An 18,859-nucleotide genomic window follows, 5' to 3' on the forward strand; every position below is an offset into this window, starting at 1 on the left:
TGAGGTCGTCATCCCTGCGAACCTCATGCCCTTGACGAGACCGGATTTGTGATCCAGTGCCCGCTTGTGCGGCGCTTACGGGCCGAACACTACCAGCCCGCCGGCTTTCCGGAACCCGCTATTGCTGTGCAGCCATTACTACCCAGGAGATCACTGCGTAACCGCGATGTTACCCGCAGTTCATTTCAGAACGGCGGAGACAGCTCATCCAGGTCGTTCTCGAAGTCATTCAGCCACAGCCCGAACAACACCAGCCCACGCACCCAGAACCGGTCGTTCCAGCCGTGGAAACGCGTGAGGGCGTCGGGGCCGCCGCCGATCACCTCGTGCAGCTCCTCCGACAGCAGCGACGGCACCCGTTCGGCCACGGTGCGCAGCATGCGATGTGAGTAGGCGCGGGCGGGAGCGGCCGCCGAGCGCAGCGGGACCCGCCGCAGCGGCTGTTTGACCACGTTCGTGGACGGCAGCGCGGCCACGCGCGGGTTGGCCGCGTGGAGCAGCTCGCGGTAGAAGCGGCCCTGGTCCTTGCGGCTCACGCCGACCGACAGCGCCGCGTCGAAGAAGTCGGGATGGATGAACGGCGCCGCGAACGACGCCTCGGGGCCGACCAGGTTGACCGCCGAGCGGGCGATGCCGCGCACGGTGCGGGTGTGCAGGACCGACAGCGGCAGCTCGGCCCGGTGGCCGTGGAGCATCGAGGTCGCGGCGTCGAACTGCTCCCTGACGGTCTCCTCGATCCAGCCCTGCGCCCCGGGGGACAGGAACGGCTGCGACGGAGCGCCGAGGCTCAGCGAGCCGAGCACGGCCGCGGACCGCTCGGCCTGCGAGGTGGCCTCCAGCGCCGCGCCGCTGACCATGAAGTTCTTCAGCAGCGGCCCGCCCGCCAGGCCGTCGACCAGCATCCGGCCCGACCGGTGCACCTCCTGGGCGAACGGCGCGTACCAGGCGTGGTGCGGCGTCAGGTATTCGAGCCTGCGCGCCACCTCCTGGGCGTCGTCAGGATAGGCGCCGGGCTCTTGCGTGATCACCCGGTGCTCGACTCCCAGCTCGCGCGTGATCGCCCTGGCGAACGCGATGTCGGTGTCGGTGCCGTCGTCGGGGCTGGTGGTCCACGACTCCACGTCGGCGCCCCGGGCCACCGCGACCGAGCAGAGCAGCCGCGAGTCGTAGCCGCCGCTGACCGGCACGAGCAGCCGGCGCCCGTCGTAGTCCTTGTAGACCTCGTGCAGGATCTCGAGCAGCTCGCCCGCGGTGGTCCACGCCTCGTAGGGCTCGCGCCGCAGCCAGCGCGGCAACCTGCGCTCGGTGGCCGGCGCGCCCTGCTCGAAGGTCAGCGCGCTCGACCCCGGCAGCCGCTTGACCCGGGTGTAGGGGGTGGCGTCGCCGAGGGGGAAGGTCACCTGGATGATCGAGGCCCAGGCGGCCCAGTCGAGCTCGATCGGGACCAGCGACAGCAGCGGCTGGATCAGGGACGAGAAGTAGATCGCCTCGCCCAGGCGCACGTAGTAGACGTCGACCAGGCCGAGCGCGCCGGCGTGCAGCGTGATGCGCTCGCCGTCGCAGATCAGCCCCGGCGTCTCGTAGGTCTCGGCGACCGACATCCAGTCGTCGAGCGCCGGTGGCCGGCGCTCGCCCCAGGCGAACGCGAACGCGCCGTCGGCGCGGTGGTAGGGGGGCAACGGCGCCGAGCTGAACAGCGCGGCCTCGGCCGTCTGCAGGGCGGGGCGGACCCGGGGACCGGCCCCCGTCAGCTTGCCGACCATCACGGAGTCGATCCGGCCGAAAGCGCCGCAGACATAGGGCCGCACGTTGAACTGCACCGGAATCTCATCCCTTCGAGACGCTTCCCGCAAAAGAGTATCCTTTGCCGGGCTAAGAATCGGAGGTCTCGGTGAGCACTGAGCTGGAGAGCACGAGGCGCGCGCTGCGTGATGCGATCGCCCAGGCAGAGCACGCGGCCGAGCTGGCCAGGCTGCTGGAGGCCGCGCAGTCGCGGCTGGCCGGCGCCGAGAAGACCGCCGAGGAGGCCAGAGCGCTCGCCGAGCGACTGGGCGAGACCGAGGAGCGCCTGGAGGCCGAGCGGGCCGCGGCCGAGAAGCTGCGCAAGGAGCTGGCCGAGCAGCGCTACCAGGCCGAGGTGGCCAACTGGAAGCTCTCCTCGATCAAGGTGGCCCGCTGGAACCGTCTCGGCGACGCCATCAAGAGCGGCAAGAACAATCCGGTACGCCTGGCCAGGGGCCTCAAGGGCGCCGCCAAGCCGGTCAAGCGGCCCACGGCGCCCAAGCGCACCCCGGTCGCGGGCGGGCAGCGGGCCAAGGACGCCCGGCCCGGCGCCGCCTTCCAGGCCACCACCTCGATCAGAAAACTCGACGGCGCCTCCTTCCGGCTGAAGCCGTTCCGGGTGCCCACCGGGCCCAACACGCGCCCGCACCTGACGGCCGCGGTGATCGCCGACCCGCACGCCGAGGCGCTGCTGCGCTACGAGTGGCGGCAGACCACAGGCTTCACGCCGCGCGACTTCGCCCGGGTGCTCCCGCTGGAGGTGCCCCACCTGCTGGTGGTCGAGTCGGTCACGCGGGGGCCGTGGGCCGAGGAGCTCATCGGTGAGCCGGGCGAGGGGCTCAGGGCGCTGCTCGCCTGGTGCGCCGAGCGCGGCATCCGCACGGTCTTCTGGCACACGCAGGGCAACGTGGCCGACTACAGCGCCGCCGCCGAGCTGTTCGAGCACCGCTTCACCACCCACCCCGCCGAGGGCTGGCCCCGCCTGACGTTCGGCGTCCAGCCGCGGGTGCACAACCCGCTGCCGCTGTCCGGCGGCCGGGTCGACCGGGTGCTCACGCTGGAGCAGCTGCTGCCCGGCCACCTGGACTATCCCGACGTGCTGACCTCCTACCGCTGGCCCGCCGCCGTCGACTGCCCGCCCGGCACCCCGCAGTGGCGGCTGGCCGAGATCGCGGCCTGCGGCACTCCCATCGGCGACGAGCCCGACTCCCGCAGGGCGCACGTCGCGCTGCGCCGCGCCTACGGCACCGGCACGATGACGGAACGGGTCGACGACCTGCTGGAGGCGATCGGCCTGCCCAGCCATCGCGCCACGCTCAACATCTCGGTGCTGCTGCCGGTGCTCGACCGCTCGCTGCTGGAGCACGCCCTGGCCCAGGTGGCGCGGCAGTCCGCGCCGGTGTCGCAGCTGATCGTGTTCGGCCCGCCCGAGTCCGGGCTGCGCGCCCGCGACGTCGTGCCCGGCGTCGACGTGGTCTTCCGCGACCTCGACCCGGGGCTGTCGACCGGCGCGATGCTCAACCGGGGGCTCGACCTGTGCGAGTCCGACCTGGTCGCGGTGATGGACCCGCGTGACGTCTACGGCACCCACTACCTGGCCGACCTCAGCCGGGCCTTCCTGTTCAGCACGGCCGACATCGTCGGTAAGGCCGCCTACTACGCCCACCTGCGCAAGCCCCAGGCCACGCTGCTCAAGCAGCCCGACGCCGAATACTCCTACCTGCCGGAGATCGCCGGTGCCACGCTGCTGGCCCGGCGGGGCGCGCTGCGTGAGATCGGGTTCGCCGACCTCACCGAAGGGTGGGACGACGTGCTCATGCGGCAGTGCCGTGCCGACGGGGTGAAGGTGTTCTCCGCCGACCGGTTCGGCTACGTCCGGGTCCGCGACGAGGACCGCTGGCTGCTGGGCGCGGCCCACCTGGTCGAGTACGGCTCCGCCGAGCCGCACGCGCTCATCTGACCGGCGCCGTTGACCGGCGGCTCCGGGTGCCGGTTTCGACTGGTGGTCCTGACCGGTGTCGCGAGATCCGCGGTGTCGGCCGGGTGCCCGTAGGGTCGTGGCCATGACGGCGCGGCGGCTCGCCGGGGTGCTGGGTGAGCACCCGGTGCCGGAGGGGACCTGGGAGCGGGAGGCGGTCTACGTCTCGGCCGCCGCCCTGCGCCGCCGCGTGCCGCCGGGCGTGCTGGCCGCGCGGGTCCGCGAGGTGCCCGGGGTGTCCGGGGTGGACGTGCGGGCCGACGGGGTCCTGCGGATCACCGTGGCGGTGCCGGGGGCGCTGGTCGAGGAGGTGGAGCCGGTCGCCGGCCTGCCCGATCCCTGGCCCGACTTCCCGCGCACCTGGGACAACCCCGGGTTCGTGGTCCGCTACGCGCGGGCTCGCGCGGCGGCCGTGCGGCGCTGGGCCCAGGAGCTGGGGGTGCCGGGCGAGGGGTTTCGCCCGGAGCTGCTCGACGACCCCCGCGACCGGGCCGTGCTGCGCGTCCTGGCCGAGCTCCCGAGCCGGCTGGCGAGCGGTTCGCCCGGCTGGGAGTCCTTCCTGGTACGGCTCGCGCTCGCCTATCACGACGCCCACGAGCTGGCCCCGGCCGTGCCCGTGGGGGACGAGCCACCCGCACCGGTGCACACGGCCCGCGTGCGGCTGGCCCGGGCCGTGCACGAGGTGCTCGTCGGGCCGGAGCGGTTGTGATTGATCGCAAAATATCCGGTAAAACGGTTAAAAACCGTAAAAATATCCCTGCTGAGGCGGGATCCCGTCTCGATACGTGGGCAGTCGGTCCAGGGCGATGGACGGTTCCGATAGCCTCGTTCGGGTGAGTCGATTCGCCCATCCCGCCGGAGACCGCCACGCCGAGCCCCCGGCCCACGAGCGCCCGCCGCCGGCGCCCGCCGACCTCAACCGGATCAATCCCATGATCTGGCCCCGAACGTCCGGCCGCACCGATGGCGCGCTCACGATCGGCGACGTCGACGTCCGCGACCTGGTCCGCGAGCACGGCACCCCGCTGTTCGTGTACGACGAGCACGACGTGCGCTCGCGCATGCGCGACTACGCCACGGCGTTCGCCGGTTCCGAGGTCCACTACGCGGGCAAGGCGTTCCTCTGCAAGGAGATCGTCCGCTGGCTGCACGACGAGGGGCTCGGCCTCGACGTGGCCAGCGGCGGCGAGCTGGCCGTCGCGCTCAGCGTCGGCTTCCCGCCCGACCGCATCACCCTGCACGGCAACAACAAGTCCGTCGCCGAGCTGACCAGGGCCCTGGAGGCCGGGGTCGGCCACATCGTGGTCGACTCCTACGAGGAGATCGCCCGCCTCGGCTTCCTCGCCGAACGCCTCGGCCAGCGCCCCAAGGTGATGGTCCGGGTCACCACCGGCGTCGAGGCGCACACCCACGAGTTCATCGCCACGGCCCACGACGACCAGAAGTTCGGCCTGTCGCTCGGCTCCGGCGCCGCCGCCGAGGCGGTCCGCCGGATCCTCGCCCTGCCGTCGCTGGAGCTCGTCGGCCTGCACTCCCACATCGGCTCCCAGATCGTCGACACGGCCGGGTTCGAGGTGGCCGCGCGCCGCCTGGCCACGCTGCTCGTGCAGATCAAGGCCGAGCACGGCGTGCTGCTGCCCGAGCTCGACCTCGGCGGCGGCTACGGCATCGCCTACGTCGACGACGACGAGGCCCCCGACATCAAGCGGCTCGCCGACGCCCTGCGCGAGATCGTCGCCAAGGTCTGCGCCGACGCCGGGCTGCCGGTGCCGCGGCTGACCGTGGAGCCGGGCCGCACCATCGCCGGGCCCGGCGGGATCACCCTCTACGAGGTCGGCACCGTCAAGGACGTCGAGGGGCTGCGCACTTACGTGAGCGTCGACGGCGGCATGAGCGACAACCTGCGCACCGCCCTCTACGGCGCCGACTACACCGCGGTGCTGGCCAGCCGCGAGAGCTCGGCGGGGCCCATGCTCAGCCGTGTCGTCGGCAAGCACTGCGAGAGCGGCGACATCGTCGTCCGCGACTGCTTCCTGCCCGCCGACCTCGCTCCCGGCGACCTGATCGCCGTGGCCGCCACGGGCGCCTACTGCCGCTCGATGGCGCACAACTACAACTACCTGCCCAAGCCCGCCGTGGTCGCCGTCGCCGACGGCGAGGCGCGCGTGATCGTGCGGGGCGAGACCGAGGACGACCTGTTGAGGGGGCAGCTGTGAAACCGCTGAAGGTGGCGTTGCTGGGCTGCGGGGTCGTCGGCTCCCAGGTCATCCGCCTGATCCGCGAGCAGGGCGACGACCTGGCCGCCCGCATCGGCGCGCCCCTGGAGCTGGCCGGCGTCGCGGTGCGCCGCCTGGGCCGCAAGCGTGACGTCGAGATCGATCCCGAGCTGCTGACCACCGACGCCGAGTCGCTGGTCGCCCGCGACGACATCGACATCGTGATCGAGGTCATCGGCGGCATCGAGCCCGCCCGGTCGCTGATCGTGGCCGCCCTCTCGCGGGGCAAGTCGGTCGTCACCGCCAACAAGGCGCTGCTGGCCGAGGACGGCGCGACGCTGCACGAGGCGGCCCGCGCCGGCGACGGCGACCTCTACTTCGAGGCCAGCGTCGCCGGGGCCATCCCACTGCTGCGGCCCCTGCGGGAGTCGCTGGCCGGCGACCACGTCCAGCGGGTGCTGGGCATCGTCAACGGCACCACCAACTACATCCTCGACAAGATGGACTCGACCGGCGCGTCGTTCATCGACGCCCTGGAGGAGGCGCAGACCCTGGGCTACGCCGAGGCCGACCCCACGGCCGACGTCGAGGGCTTCGACGCCGCCGCCAAGGCCGCGATCGTGGCCGGGCTGGCCTTCCACAGCAGGGTGACGGCCGCCGAGGTGCACCGCGAGGGCATCACCGAGATCACCGCCACCGACGTGGCCTCGGCCAAGGCCATGGGCTACGTGATCAAGCTGCTGGCCATCTGCGCCCGGTCCGACGACGGCCGCTCGATCGGGGTGCGCGTGCATCCGGCGATGATCCCGCGCTCCCATCCGCTGGCCGGTGTGCGCGAGGCGTACAACGCGGTGTTCGTGGAGGCGGAGTCGGCGGGGCAGCTGATGTTCTACGGCAAGGGGGCGGGCGGCGCGCCGACGGCCTCCGCGGTGCTGGGCGACCTGGTGGCGGTGGCGCGCAACCGGCTCGCGGGCACCCGCGGGCCCGAGGAGTCGACCTACGCGTCCTTGGCCGTGCACCCGATGGGCGAGACGGTCACGCGCTGCCACGTGGCGCTCGACGTGGCCGACAAGCCCGGCGTGCTGGCCCGCGTGGCCGACCTGTTCGCCAAGCACGACGTCTCGATCCAGACCGTCCGCCAGGAGGGGCGCGGTGACGACGCGCAGCTCGTCATCGTCACCCACCGGGCGACCGACGCGGCGCTCACGGCCACCATGGAGGGGCTGCGCGACCTGGACATCGTCCGGGCCGTGGCCAGCGTGATGCGCGTCGAGGGCGACGAGTAGACGAGCCGTTCGCCGGAGCCGTGACGGCTTCCCGCACGTCGGCATGATCCTCTCTCTTGACTAGGTGACCGATCATCGAGATATGATCATTTGTCACCAAGTGTCTGGATCATGTGGACATGGGAAACATCCCGGCAAAAGGTGTTCTCGTGCTGTACGGCCGGAAGGCCGAACAGGCCCAGATCGGCCGCCTCCTCGCCGAGGCCATGAGTGGGGCCGGTGGCACGCTGGTCGTGAAGGGCGCGATGGGGGCCGGCAAATCCGCCCTGCTCCACGACGCCGCCACCGAAGCCGACGGGATGAGGGTGCTGTCGGCCGCCGGGTTCGAGTCGGAGGCCGGGCAGCCCTACGCCTCGCTCGGCCTCCTGTTGCGTCCCGTCCTCGCACGCGTCGACGATCTCCCCTCGGCGGACGCGCGTGCCCTGCGCGCCGCCCTCTCCGCCGCCTACCGCGCGGAGGATCACGCGGCCACGCGGGTGGCGTTGCTGTCGTTGCTGTCCGGGCTGGCGGCGGAGCGCCCGCTGCTCTGCCTGATCGACGACGCCCAGTGGCTCGACCGGCTCTCCGCGGACGCGCTGATGTTCGCCGCGCGCAGACTCGGATCGGAGCCGATCGCCCTCGTGGTGGCCACGCGTGACGGTGGTCCCTTCGCCGCCGCCAGGCTGCCGGAGTCACGCCTGCGCCCGCTGGACCGCGCGAGCGCGGCCGAGATGCTCGCGGCACGGCCTCAACGGCTGGCGCCGCAGGCCAGAGACAGGATCATCGGCGAGTCGCGGGGCAACCCGCTGGCCCTGGCCGAGCTGGCCGCCTGCCTGACGCCGGAGCAGCGGTCAGGCCGGCTCAACCCGTACGCCTTCCATGATGGCACTCGCGCGAATCCGGGGCAGGTCCTGGAGGATCTCGGCCGGGGGCTCCAGCGGATCCCCGCCTCCGTGAAGTCCCTGCTCCTGGTCGTGGCCGCCGATGACACGGGCGATCTCGCCCTGGTGACCGCGGCGGCCGCGAGGCTGGGCGCGGGGCCGGCGGAGCTCGAATACACCGAGCGGCACGGCCTGCTCGAGGCCGACGGCCTGACGGTGAGGTTCGCCCACCCGCTGACGCGGATGGCCGTCTACCACGAGGCGACCACGACCGGACGCCGAGCGGCGCACTGGGCCCTCGCCGAGAGCGCCGACGAAGGCCAGGCGGAGCTGCGGGTCTGGCACTCCGCGGCGGCGACGACGGGGCCCTGCCCGGAGCTCTCGGCCGAGCTGGAGCTGATCGCCGAACGCGCGGGAGACGCGTGGCCGGCCTGCGCCGCCTACGAACGCGCCGCGGGATTCGCCCAGCGACGGCACAGGGGACGGCTGCTGGCCGCCGCGGCGCGGGCGGCCGTCGACGCCGGGCTGCTGGACGCGGCGGCGGACCTGGCCCGCCGGGCGCTACGACTGGCGTCCGACGCGGACACGCGGGCCGAGGTGGCGCGCGTCGACGCCGAAGTGGACTTCGAGCGCGGCTCGCCGGCCACCGGGGCCGGCAAGCTGATCGAAGGCACCGTGCTGATCAGGGAGCGGGCTCCGGCGAAGGCGATGCTGATGCTGGCCGAGGCCTTCCGGTATGCCTGGGCCGTCGCCGACGCCGGCCTCCTCCGGGAGGTGGAGGCGGCGCTGCGAGCCGTTCCCCTGCCCGCGGACTCGCCGCTGACGTCGCTCACCGCGCAGTTGTGCGCCGTGGTGCGGTCGTGGGATGGACTCGGGCCGGTGGAGGTGCTCGCCGAAATCGCCCGGCAGGATCTGCTCGGCGATCAGCTCGTGGCCGCCTCGCTCGACCTGCGGATCGCCGTCACGGCCGAATGCGAGGCCGCCGAGGGTTACGTCGCGGAGTGCGGCAGGAACGGGATGGCGGGACGCCTGCCGTACGCGCTCCAGCTTCTCGCCCGGGCGCAGCTCCACCGTGGGATGCACGCCGAAGCGCGAGCCACGGCGGCGGCGGGGCTGGACCTCGCTGTGGAGTTCGGGCAGCCGCACCGGGCGAGTCACCTGAGCGGGCTGCTCGGCTGGCTGGCGGCGGTCGCCGGCGACGACGAACGCTGCGTCGCCCTGGTGAAGGACGCTCTGGGGCATGCCGAGGCCCAGGAGATCGCACCGGTCCGCGCGCTGTGCGCCTGGGCGCTCGCCCTGCTCGACCTGGGACACGGCCGCAACGTGGAGGCGCTGACCCGGCTGGAGGGCATCCCCCGGGACGGCGCGTGGATCGGCGCCGCCCGCCGCGCTCCCGACCAGGTCGAGGCGGCGGTGCGCAGCGGCCGGCCGGACCGGGCGGCCTTCCCGCTGTCGGTCCTGGAGGCATGGGCGCGAGCCCATCCCACCCCCGACGCGGAAGCGCTCGTCGAACGGTGCCGGGCGCTCACCGCCACGGGCGAGCAGGCGGAACGCCACTACGTGAACGCGCTGAGGGAGCACGAGAGGGGTGACCAGCCCTACGAGCACGCCCGCACCGAGCTGGCCTTCGGCGAATGGCTGCGCAGGGCTCGCCGGAGAGCGGAGTCGCGCGTCCACCTCGGCGCGTGCGCGACGGTGTTCGAGCGGGTGGGGGCCACGCCCTGGGCGGCCAGGGCGAGGGCCGAGCTGGAGGCCACCGGCCGCCCCGCACGGAACGCCCGGGGCGCCCTCACCCCCCAGCAGCTCCAGATCGTCCAGCTGGCCGCCACCGGAGCCAGCAACCGCGACATCGCGGACCGGCTGTTCCTCAGCCCTCGCACGGTCGGCAACCACCTCTACCGCGCGTTCCCCAAGCTGGGCATCCGATCGCGAGCGGAACTCGGCGACGTGAACCTCGACGACCTGATCTGACCGGGCCGACGCGGCTTCCCGCCTGAGTCGACGGCCCGCGTTGCTCAATCCGGTGTTCCGCCCGACTCATTCATGGGATCGCGCGGTCATCACGTAATGAGTAATCGCAACCCATGGACAGCCTGGGGTCCCATGTTACTTTCATGGGAGAAATCACCTGTTCTCCTTTTGGTCCGGTAATTCGCGGTGAGCGAAGGGGTCTATATGGCGATTCGACTATCCAGGCGTAGCCTTCTCAAAGGGTCGGCCGTCGCCGGGCTCGCGTCGACGGTCGTTTTCCACGGTGACGTGGCCAGAGCGGAGACGGCCGCCACCGGCGGCGCCCGCGTGGCGCGCGTGATCCGCCACGAGAAGGGCTCCGCCGACGTCGTCCTGGAGGGGTCGGGAGTCACCGTCTCCGGCCTGCCCGTCTCCGGCTTCCCCGACGGCTGGCAGCTCCAGCCGGGTGACCGGGTCCTGGTGAGCGGGCCGGACCATCCGATCGACCCGAGCACGGTCACACCGCTCGTGATCAGGCTGGTGGGCACGGTCGCCGCGCCGACCGACCGGGCCAGGGTCATGGCCCAGAAGGTCGGCGGCGTCGAGGTCTCGCTTCGTGACCAGACCATCGTCCAAACCGTCGCGGTGGATGGATCCGCGGTGCGCGGTTCGAGATACGAGGCGTATTGCATCGAGAACGCCAACGGGCGCGTTCTTTCGTGCGTCGCGTTCCGGCCGGCGAGAGACTAGTGTCAGCGATTTCGTTATTGGTCGCATTGGCGGCGTCGGGCGCGCTTCTCTGGGCCGGTCTCGAAAAGCTTCGTACACCGTCCGCATTCACCGCGACGCTCATGGCCCTCTCGATTCCCTCGCCTCTGGCGTGGATCGGCGCCGTCGCGATTCCCTGTGCGGAACTCGTCGTCGGCGGAGCGCTGATCGTCGTCCCCGGCGCCGTGTGGCCGGGATTCGGGGTCGCCGCCCTCGGCGTCCTGTTCGCCGGTGCGGGGCTGCTCGGTCTGCGGGCGGAGCGGCCGGTCCCGTGCGCGTGCCTCGGCGCGACCGGCCACTCGACCCTGGGGTGGCGCCAGATCCTGCTCCTGCCCGCCTGGGTGGGCGCCGCGATCGTCGTGACCTGGTCGCCCCAGACCTGGGAATGGCAGGTCGGCCTGGAATATCTCGCCGGCCTGATCATCGCGCTCGCCGCGGTGCGCGGCGTGGTGGTGGCCGGCAGCTGGCGGGCGGCCACGGGAGATCGACAGGCCATGCAGGAAGCGGCCGCACAGCCGATGCCGATGTTCAACGGAAGTGGGAGTAACGGATGACGATTATCCTCTCGGCCGCGGTCGTCGTGTTCGGAGCCCTCGTGTTCCTGCTTCTCGGATCGCAGGTCGAGATGTACCGGAGCATCGCCCAACTGCGCGAGCTCAGCGGGCTCATCGACCGGCCGAACACGATAGACCTGGCGGGCGCCGTCGGCGGCCGGCCCAGCGCGTTCGGGCTGCCGAAGCAGCTCGACGAGGCGACCGGAGCCGTCGTCCTGTTCCTGTCCGACAAGTGCGGGACGTGCCGCTCGATCGCGGCCGCCCTCCATGGCGACATGCCCGAGGGTCTCTGGCTGGTGCTGGATCCGGCCAACCCCGTGGCGGAGGCGGAGCTCTCGTTGACCTACGACTTCGATCTGGACAGGGTCCTGGTCGACGGCGATCACACCGTCGCCGAGGCGCTCAACGTCGCCGTCACACCGGCCGCCGTCGTCATCAGGGACGGCCGCGTCACACGCGGGACGACGATCCCGTCCAGTCGCCAGCTCTTCACCCTGCTTGAGAACATCCAGCCGGCGGGGCCCACGGACATCCAGCTCGAAGCCATGATCGCAGGGAAGGACCAGGCATGACGACCTCACCAGGCCGCGCGGGCCGGCCTGCCGACCTCGCCCTCACTGAGGACGGCACGGCGACCCCCCTCTTTGACCCGCCCGCCCGCCGCAGCGCCCTGGGCCTGCTCATGAAGGGAGGCACGGCGCTCGTCGCGGCCGTCGCGGGCGTGATCTCGATGACCCAGCCGGCGGCGGCCGACTGCCTGGGCTCCCCCTGCTGCTCCCTCGCGTCGTGCAGGCGATGCAGCGGCGGGTGCAACTACTCCTGCCCCAGCGGTTACTACCGGCGGTACTGGTCATGCCTCGCCGGTGTCCGCGTCATCTGGTGCGGAGAATGCACGTCTTCCTCCAGCAGTTGCTGGGCGGGCAGCTTCTACTGCTCGGTCTGGTGGGATGATGCCTACTGCTGAGCTGCTGGCGCCGGCGGTGCTGCTGCTCGCGGCCTGTGCCGGATTCGCCCAGCTGTTCAGCCCTTGAGGCGTGTCCTTCGTCGGCATGATCCGTCCCCTGGGCGGGACGGACATGTCGGGAGGCCCCCTCGGGCAGGGGGAGCGCATACGGCATCGCGCCGTCGTCGTCCCGGTCACGTCTCTCGCACTCGGCTTCCTGGCGTCCGCGTTCGTGATCATGAGCACCGCCTCCGTGGTCGGACGGGCATTCGGAGCGGCGCTGCTGCCGGAGACGTTCAGGCTGTGGTCGGCAGTGGTCCTGTGCGTGGCACTGTGCGCCTTCGACGTGGCGTCGTTGCGGGCCCGCGGCATGTGCCGCGTCACCTGGCGACGCCAGACGCCGAAGAACCTGCTCTACCAGTACGGCCCGCGCACCGGCCCGTTCCTGTGGGGCCTGGACACCGGGCTCGCCGTCACGACCTTCAGGGTCTCGGCCGCGACCTGGGGTGTTCTCGGTCTGGCCGTGCTGCAGGTGGCGCCTTGGTGGACGGGGGTGGCGTACGCGCTGGGGTTCGCGCTGCCGTTGGCCATCGCGACGATGGTCCCTCGCTGGGATCCGCCCCGCGAGCCGGGCTGGGTGTCCATGGGGCTTTCGAAGCGCCACGCGATCGGCCAGTTCGCCACCCTGGCGGCTCTGGTCAGCCTGCTGGTGCCGCTGCTGCTGACCGTTCTCCCGTGAGATCGACGGCGGGCGCCGGCGTCAGGCGTCCGGGAAGGCGAGGTCGCGGATCCGGCGTACGGCTCGCTTGAGCACCGTGCGGTCCCGGGCTCGGGACAGCCGGACCGCCTCCCGCCGCCAGGACTCGGCCTTCTCGCGCCACCGGGCGGCGTCCCGTTCCCGCTTGCCCGCCTCCCTGCGCAGTCGTGTCACCTCGGCGCGCAGGGCCGCCGCGCGGTCGCGGAGCTGGGTGAGCTCCTTCCGCTGCCGCTCGGCCAGCCGTTCGGCCTCCGGGACGGGTCGCCTGCGCGGCGGATAGACGCGCGGCCTGCGGGTGACGTCCCACGACGCGCCGTCCAGCCATTCGAGGCCGAACACCTCGTCGAGGACGTCGTCCAGGCGCTCGCCGGGCTCGGTCACCAGGGCGGCGCGCGACAGGGCCGCGACGCGTTCCAGCCGGGCGACCACCACCCCTTCGCGCGTCTCGTCCAGCGCCAGGCACAGCACGCCGCCGTCGTGCTTCTCCAGGTGGCCGACGAGCCGCTCCACCGAGTCACGGGCCGGCACCCAGCCCGGCGGCATCAGCAGCCGGAAGGGGGCCACGACGTGCCGTGCCGGATCGGCCGCGGACCGGACCGAGTCCACGGGACCGGCGACCGGCCACGCGGCATCGCCGGCCAGCCGGACCCGCGGGTCGTGCTCGAACGTGGCGTGGATGAGCCGCAGGTCCAGGTCCGCGTCGCGCAGCGGGGAGCGGCGGCCGGCGCCGAGAGACGCCCACGGCCCCGTGACGGTGACCCGGATGTCCGGAAGGCTGCTCGCCAGGAGGGCGTCGACCGTGGCGCGGACGTCCTCGTAGGCCCCGGCCGGGACGTAGGCGTCCACGTACGGCACGAGCCACTGGCGGCCGGGATCTGCGCGGAGATAGCGGCGATACGGCACCCGGTCCGCCACGTACGGGTCGTTGTAGCGCTTCAGGGCGGCGAAGTCCCGCATGGCCGTGGGCAGGCCGAGGTGCCAGGCCCGGGACTCGGGGTCGGGCACGAAGACCGCGCCCGCCTGGGTCAGCCGGTAGCCCAGCTCGGTGTCCTCGGCCAGCGCCAGGGAGGTGTCCAGGCCGCCGATCGAGCGCAGCAGCGCGGCGGGGTAGGACGCGGTGGCGCCGACGTGGATCCTGGTGGCCAGCGAGCTGGGCGCGGTGCGCAGGCCGTCGTGGTCGTGGATGATCTTCTCGGCCCAGTCGTGACGGTGCGGGGAGAGCGGGAAGAGGCCCTCCTCGGCGCCGGCCCGTACGGAGGCGGCGACGTCGGCGGGCGCGGGCGGCCGCTCGGCCGGGGTGAACGAGGTGAAGTCGATCCAGCCCAGCACCACCAGGTACGGCGCGAGGTGGTGCCAGCGGAGCTGCGCCTCGACGTGCTCCCGGTGCGGGACCATGTCGGCGTCCAGGACGAGGACGACGTCGCCGGTGGCCACGTCGAGGCCGGCCTGGACGGCCCAGGCGCGTCCCCAGCCGCCGGGCGGGGCGCAGATCAGCCGGGTGGCGGCCGGGGCGATCTCCGGCAGGCGCAGGGGAGGCGTGCTGCCGTCGTCCACCACGACGACGTCCGTCAGCTCCGCCGGATAGCTCTGCGCCGAGAGCGCCGCCAGGGTGAGGTCCAGGGTCTCCTGCCGGCCGTGGGCGGGGATGACGATCGTCACGCTCAGCGTGGGTTCCCAGTCGCCGAGCCGCGGCGGGGTCAGCACGCCGAAGTCCTGGCGCCGGACGCGCGGCACGGAGGCGCGGCCGGCGCCCGCCACGGGCCGCCGGTCCCGGCGGTCCTCGGGGCCGGAGAGGGCGGGGTGCTGGTCGAGGGTCACGGCCGATGGCTCCCGTCCAGCTCCATGAGAGCGCTGGGGCGGAAGCCGCGCCACTGCTCCCTGTTGCGCCGCAGGAACGTGCCGATCGGCTCCTGCCAGGTGTGGTTGGCGGCGGGGCCGCGACGCAGGACGTAGCCGAGGCCGTGGGTGCGGTAGATCTGACCACCCGCGGCCTGCATGGCCTCCTGGAACTGGGTGTCGACCGAGCGGGGCAGCGGCCGGAATCCGCCGACCGCCTGGAACGCCGACCGCTCGACCAGGATCGTGCCGCCCGCGACGAAGCTGGTGATCTGCTCGGTGACCTGCCCGCGGTGCACGGTGACGTCGATCGACGACAGGTAGACGAACTCGGGCACGGTCCCCACCACCTGCGCGCCGGAGTAGGAGTGGGCGAGCAGCAGGTCGGACAGGAAGTCGGGGCCGTACCAGTCGTCGTCGTCCATCTTGAGCAGGAACGAGCCCGAGGCCCGGGCGGCCGCGTTGTTCAGGACCTCGCCGAAGATCTCCTCGTGGCTCGCTTCGTAGACGGTCAGCGGCCGGTCGAAGGCGGCGATCGCCGAGGCGACGTCGGGATGGTCTTGGGGGACTCCGTGCAGGGCCAGGACGACCTCGAGCTGGACGCCGCGCTGTCGGGCGATCTGGCCGAGGGCGAAGGCCACCATGTCGGCCCGCCGGGTGGCGAGCAGCACGGAGGTCAGCGGCGGCGCGGGGGCGGGGGCGCCGAGCTGCTCCCAGCGGGCGGCCACGCCGTGGGTGCGCAGCGCCTCGCGGCGCAGCCTGATGCTGTGCTCCTCCCGCCGGAGATCGTCGGAAATATCGGGATCGTCGGTCAGAAGCGTGACCAGCCCGGCTCCGAGACCGCCCGCCCAGCGCGGCACGGTCTCCGCGACCAGCGGGACCCCCGCCGCCGCCAGCCCCGCGAGCACCCGCACGGCGGCCAGCGGCCCGCTGTGCGCGTGCCGCCAGTCGACCGTGAGGCCGCGGACCTGCCTCAGTCTGGACACGTCCGCGTCGGTCACCCCGCCCGACTCGGCGAACGCCGTCACCAGCCGCCCGTCGAGCACCACCGACCAGCGCCCGTCGCGCTCCTCCAGTGACGCCGTGCCGCGGGACGGGGTGGTGACGAAACCCTGCGGGTTCACCAGGCGCTCATCGACCGGCGGGACCATCGACGGCTCGCCCAGCACGTCGGGGTCGAGCAGCGGCAGGTCCGTCGCGCCGGGGCGGCCGAGCCGCGCCCAGGTGGCGGTCCGGAACGTGGGCCGCTCGACGGGGACCTCGTCGCCGCTCCACGACGGCTCCTCGGTGGGGTCCGTACGGAGTGCCGCCGCGGACGCCGTGCCACCGGTCGTGGCGGCCGCCGGCGCCGGGGAGGTGGCCGTCCCCGAGTCCAGCGTGCGCAGCACCACGTCACTGCCCGGCGCGCCGACCCGTTCGGGCACCGGCCCGCCGACCTCGGCGGGGGTCGCGTTGGGGTCGCCCGGCCGCCAGTCGGCCGAGCCGACGCCGGCGATCCCCGCCGCCGGCGCCGCGATCACGTCCAGCCGGTGCCCCGCGAAGGCCCGCGCCGTCGCGGCCACGGTACGGCCCGCCGGCGTGGGAGCCGAGAAGCGGGCGTCCACCACCCACACCCGGTCCTTGGGCCGGTGCACCCGCAGCTCCGTCAGGGAGCGCCACCGGTGCGCGGGAGTCGGCGTCGGCACCGGCGCCGGATGCGAGGCGGGGGTGTCGAGCACGGCCACGACCACGCGCCGCGCCTCCGGCAGCAGCTTGTGCAGGGTGGCCGCGCGCCGCAGGTCGGCGGGGGTGCGGGCGATCACGAGGACCTCGTGCACCCGCTCCGCCACGGACGACGGCTCCAGCAGGTCGCGGTCCAGATCGACCCCCTGGACCGCGCCGGGCAGCGCCTCCGCGTCGACCCCGGTCAGGAACACCCGCGCCTTGGGCAGGTCCTTCAGCAGGTCGCGGATCATCCCGCGCTCCGCAGGTGCCGAAGCAGCGAGCTCAGCCGCCGCCCGTCGGCGACGGGCTCGGCGGACGGCCGCTCCAGCCGCTGCGCCTCGGCCGACAGCCGCTCCACCTCCGCCCGCAACGCCTTGACCTCGTCCAGCCGCTTCGCGGCCACCGCGCGCCACTTGGCCACGTCGCTCGACGGCGGTTCGGCCTCGGCCACCGGAACGATCCCGTACTCGTCGCCGCTCACCCACAGCGAGCCGAACATCTCGTCCACCAGGTCGTCGGCCTGCCCGTGGAAGAACGCGGCCCGGGAGAACGCCGCGGTGCGTTCGAGCCGGGCCGTCACCACGCCGTCGGCGGACTCGGCCAGGGCGACGCAGACGAGGCCCAGCATGCCGGGCTCCGCGAGCCGTACCAGCCGGGAGAGCGTGTCGGCGCCCAGCGCCCAGCCGGGCGGGAGCGTGAGCAGGAACGGAGCGGGAGCCCCGGAGACGGGCGGGGTCTCGGCGAACGTGACGCGCGGCTCGTGCCGGTAGAGGTTGTGGACGAGGCGCAGGTCGAGCAGCGGGTCGTCGAGGCTGGAGCGGCGCTCGCCGGTCAGCCGCCCCCACGGCCCGACGACCGTGACGGCGATGTCGCCCAGGGTGCCCGCGAGCGCCGCGTCCACGCAGGCCCGGGTCTCCTCGTAGCCGGTGGCCGCCACGACGACCCGCACGTACGGCACCAGCCAGTGCCGCCGCGGGTGGTTGCGGAGCCAGCGCAGGTCGGGCACGAGGTCGCCGAGGAACGACCAGTTGTGCCGGTGGACGTCCTTCTCCCGGCGCATGACCGTGGACGGGCCGACGTGCCGGCCGCGGGCCTCCGGGTCGGGCACGAACACCGCTCCGGCCTGCGCCAGCCGGTAGCCGAGCTCGGTGTCCTCGGCCATGTCGAGGCGCGGGTCGACGCCGCCCGCCGCGCGCAGCAGGTCGGCGCGGACCGAGGTGGAGGCGCCGGTGTGCAGGAGGTACGCGCTGGATCCGGCGTCCTTGAGCATCCGGGTGGACTCGAGAGTCCTGCGCGTGTACTCCGTCTGGACGCCCTCCTCGCCCGGGGTCTCGACGAAGCGGGTCTCGCCGATCACGACCGCGTGGTCGATCAGGTGGTGCCAGCGCATGTGGGCTTCGAGATGGTCCGCGTCCAGGATCATGTCCGCGTCGAGCCAGTGGATCACCTCACCGGCGGCGGCGAGCTGCCCGGCCTGCCGGGCGGCGCCGCGTCCCCAGCCCTCGCCCACCCGCACGACGCGCGCGCCGGGCAGGCCGCGGAGCTCGATCGGCGGTTCGCTGCCGTCGTCGGCCACGACCACCTCGGTCAGCTCCGCGGGGTAGGTCTGGCGGGCCAGGGCGGCCAGGGTGCGCTCGAGCTCCCCCTGACAGTCGTAGGCCGGGATGACCACAGAAAGGGTCAAGATCGGATCCCAGCTCCCGATCGCGGGCGGCCGCAGCGAGCCGTAATCGTTGTGCCTGACCTTGGTCATACCCCGCCCTTGGCCAGCGCGCGGACCTCCTCGCGCAGTTCCTCCACCTCTCGCGCGCGGGTCATGGCATTCACCCGATCCTCACCGAGCGAGGCGAGGATCGCGCCGAGATCCTCGTCGCGCCGCACGGCCGACTTCTCGACGGCGGCGGCCAGCCGGTCCAGCCTCGACTCGATCCGGTCGAGGCCGGCGGCGACCTTGGCGAGCCCGGCTTCGTGTTTCTTGATCCGCTGATCCATGCGCTGCGCCTTGCCGTCCAGGCGGCGCACGCTCAGCACGAGCACGGCGAGGGCGGCCAGAGCGATCAGGAACGCTCCGGTGGCCCCCGCCGCGCCCAGGCTGATCAAGTCTCCGAGCAGCAGCGCCACGAGCGCGGCCACGACCAGGACCCCCAGGATCGCGGCGACCGCTGCCAGTCGGCGGGGCGAGAGCATCCGCGCATACCTTCCGTAGACATGATTAATCCGGCGTC

General features: G+C 73.0%; 15 protein-coding genes. 10 read left to right on the plus strand and 5 right to left on the minus strand.

Annotated elements, in window-relative coordinates; translation table 11 throughout:
- Positions 1–185: 185 nt before the first annotated feature.
- On the minus strand, positions 186–1,820 hold the full coding sequence (locus AB0C16_RS14805; RefSeq protein ID WP_357682716.1) for an asparagine synthetase B family protein: 1,635 nt from the start codon (positions 1,818–1,820) through the stop codon (positions 186–188).
- A gap of 71 nt (positions 1,821–1,891) precedes the next feature.
- Here AB0C16_RS14805 and AB0C16_RS14810 point away from each other — a divergent pair, with 71 nt between their 5' ends.
- The 10 genes from AB0C16_RS14810 (at position 1,892) to AB0C16_RS14855 (ending at position 13,076) form a co-directional block, all read left to right on the plus strand.
- On the plus strand, positions 1,892–3,742 hold the full coding sequence (locus tag AB0C16_RS14810) for a hypothetical protein (RefSeq protein ID WP_357682718.1): 1,851 nt from the start codon (positions 1,892–1,894) through the stop codon (positions 3,740–3,742).
- 103 nt (positions 3,743–3,845) lie between these two features.
- Complete coding sequence (locus tag AB0C16_RS14815) at positions 3,846–4,469, plus strand: anticodon-binding protein (RefSeq protein ID WP_357682720.1); 624 nt, start codon at positions 3,846–3,848, stop codon at positions 4,467–4,469.
- 124 nt (positions 4,470–4,593) lie between these two features.
- A complete protein-coding gene (gene lysA, locus AB0C16_RS14820; protein ID WP_357682722.1) occupies positions 4,594–5,976 on the plus strand; it encodes a diaminopimelate decarboxylase in 1,383 nt (460 codons plus the stop codon).
- Positions 5,973–7,262 (plus strand): homoserine dehydrogenase, encoded by a 1,290-nt coding sequence (locus AB0C16_RS14825; protein WP_357682724.1) that lies wholly within the window; start codon positions 5,973–5,975, stop codon positions 7,260–7,262. Before lysA ends, AB0C16_RS14825 begins: the two co-directional genes overlap by 4 nt.
- 149 nt (positions 7,263–7,411) lie before the next feature.
- Complete coding sequence (locus AB0C16_RS14830; RefSeq protein WP_357682726.1) at positions 7,412–10,093, plus strand: LuxR family transcriptional regulator; 2,682 nt, start codon at positions 7,412–7,414, stop codon at positions 10,091–10,093.
- Positions 10,094–10,297: 204 nt separating this feature from the next.
- Positions 10,298–10,822 (plus strand): hypothetical protein, encoded by a 525-nt coding sequence (locus AB0C16_RS14835; protein ID WP_357682727.1) that lies wholly within the window; start codon positions 10,298–10,300, stop codon positions 10,820–10,822.
- Positions 10,822–11,394: a MauE/DoxX family redox-associated membrane protein gene (locus tag AB0C16_RS14840; RefSeq protein ID WP_357682729.1), complete on the plus strand. Its 573-nt coding sequence runs from the start codon at positions 10,822–10,824 to the stop codon at positions 11,392–11,394. The genes AB0C16_RS14835 and AB0C16_RS14840 overlap by 1 nt, the downstream gene beginning before the upstream one ends.
- Positions 11,391–11,966 carry a hypothetical protein gene (locus AB0C16_RS14845; protein WP_357682730.1) on the plus strand — a complete coding sequence of 192 codons (576 nt, stop codon included), beginning with the start codon at positions 11,391–11,393 and terminating at the stop codon, positions 11,964–11,966. The genes AB0C16_RS14840 and AB0C16_RS14845 overlap by 4 nt, the downstream gene beginning before the upstream one ends.
- Entirely contained in the window at positions 11,963–12,358 is a 396-nt protein-coding gene (locus tag AB0C16_RS14850) for a hypothetical protein (protein ID WP_357682731.1), read from the plus strand. Before AB0C16_RS14845 ends, AB0C16_RS14850 begins: the two co-directional genes overlap by 4 nt.
- An 85-nt stretch (positions 12,359–12,443) precedes the next feature.
- Positions 12,444–13,076: a hypothetical protein gene (locus tag AB0C16_RS14855; protein ID WP_357682733.1), complete on the plus strand. Its 633-nt coding sequence runs from the start codon at positions 12,444–12,446 to the stop codon at positions 13,074–13,076.
- Between the two features lie 21 nt (positions 13,077–13,097).
- Here the strand turns inward: AB0C16_RS14855 and AB0C16_RS14860 are convergent, their stop codons facing one another.
- Genes AB0C16_RS14860 through AB0C16_RS14875 form a run of 4 tightly spaced genes read right to left on the minus strand, consistent with a single transcriptional unit; the run spans position 13,098 to position 18,821 of the window.
- On the minus strand, positions 13,098–14,912 hold the full coding sequence (locus AB0C16_RS14860; protein WP_357682735.1) for a glycosyltransferase: 1,815 nt from the start codon (positions 14,910–14,912) through the stop codon (positions 13,098–13,100).
- Entirely contained in the window at positions 14,909–16,885 is a 1,977-nt protein-coding gene (locus AB0C16_RS14865; protein ID WP_357682737.1) for a glycosyltransferase family A protein, read from the minus strand. Before AB0C16_RS14865 ends, AB0C16_RS14860 begins: the two co-directional genes overlap by 4 nt.
- Positions 16,882–18,387: a glycosyltransferase family 2 protein gene (locus AB0C16_RS14870; RefSeq protein ID WP_357682739.1), complete on the minus strand. Its 1,506-nt coding sequence runs from the start codon at positions 18,385–18,387 to the stop codon at positions 16,882–16,884. Before AB0C16_RS14870 ends, AB0C16_RS14865 begins: the two co-directional genes overlap by 4 nt.
- Positions 18,384–18,821, minus strand: a complete 438-nt coding sequence (locus AB0C16_RS14875; RefSeq protein ID WP_357682741.1) for a hypothetical protein — start codon at positions 18,819–18,821, stop codon at positions 18,384–18,386. The genes AB0C16_RS14870 and AB0C16_RS14875 overlap by 4 nt, the downstream gene beginning before the upstream one ends.
- Between the last annotated feature and the right edge of the window lie 38 nt (positions 18,822–18,859).

Origin of the sequence: Nonomuraea sp. NPDC048916 (assembly GCF_040649575.1) — a bacterium.
Lineage (GTDB): Bacteria > Actinomycetota > Actinomycetes > Streptosporangiales > Streptosporangiaceae > Nonomuraea.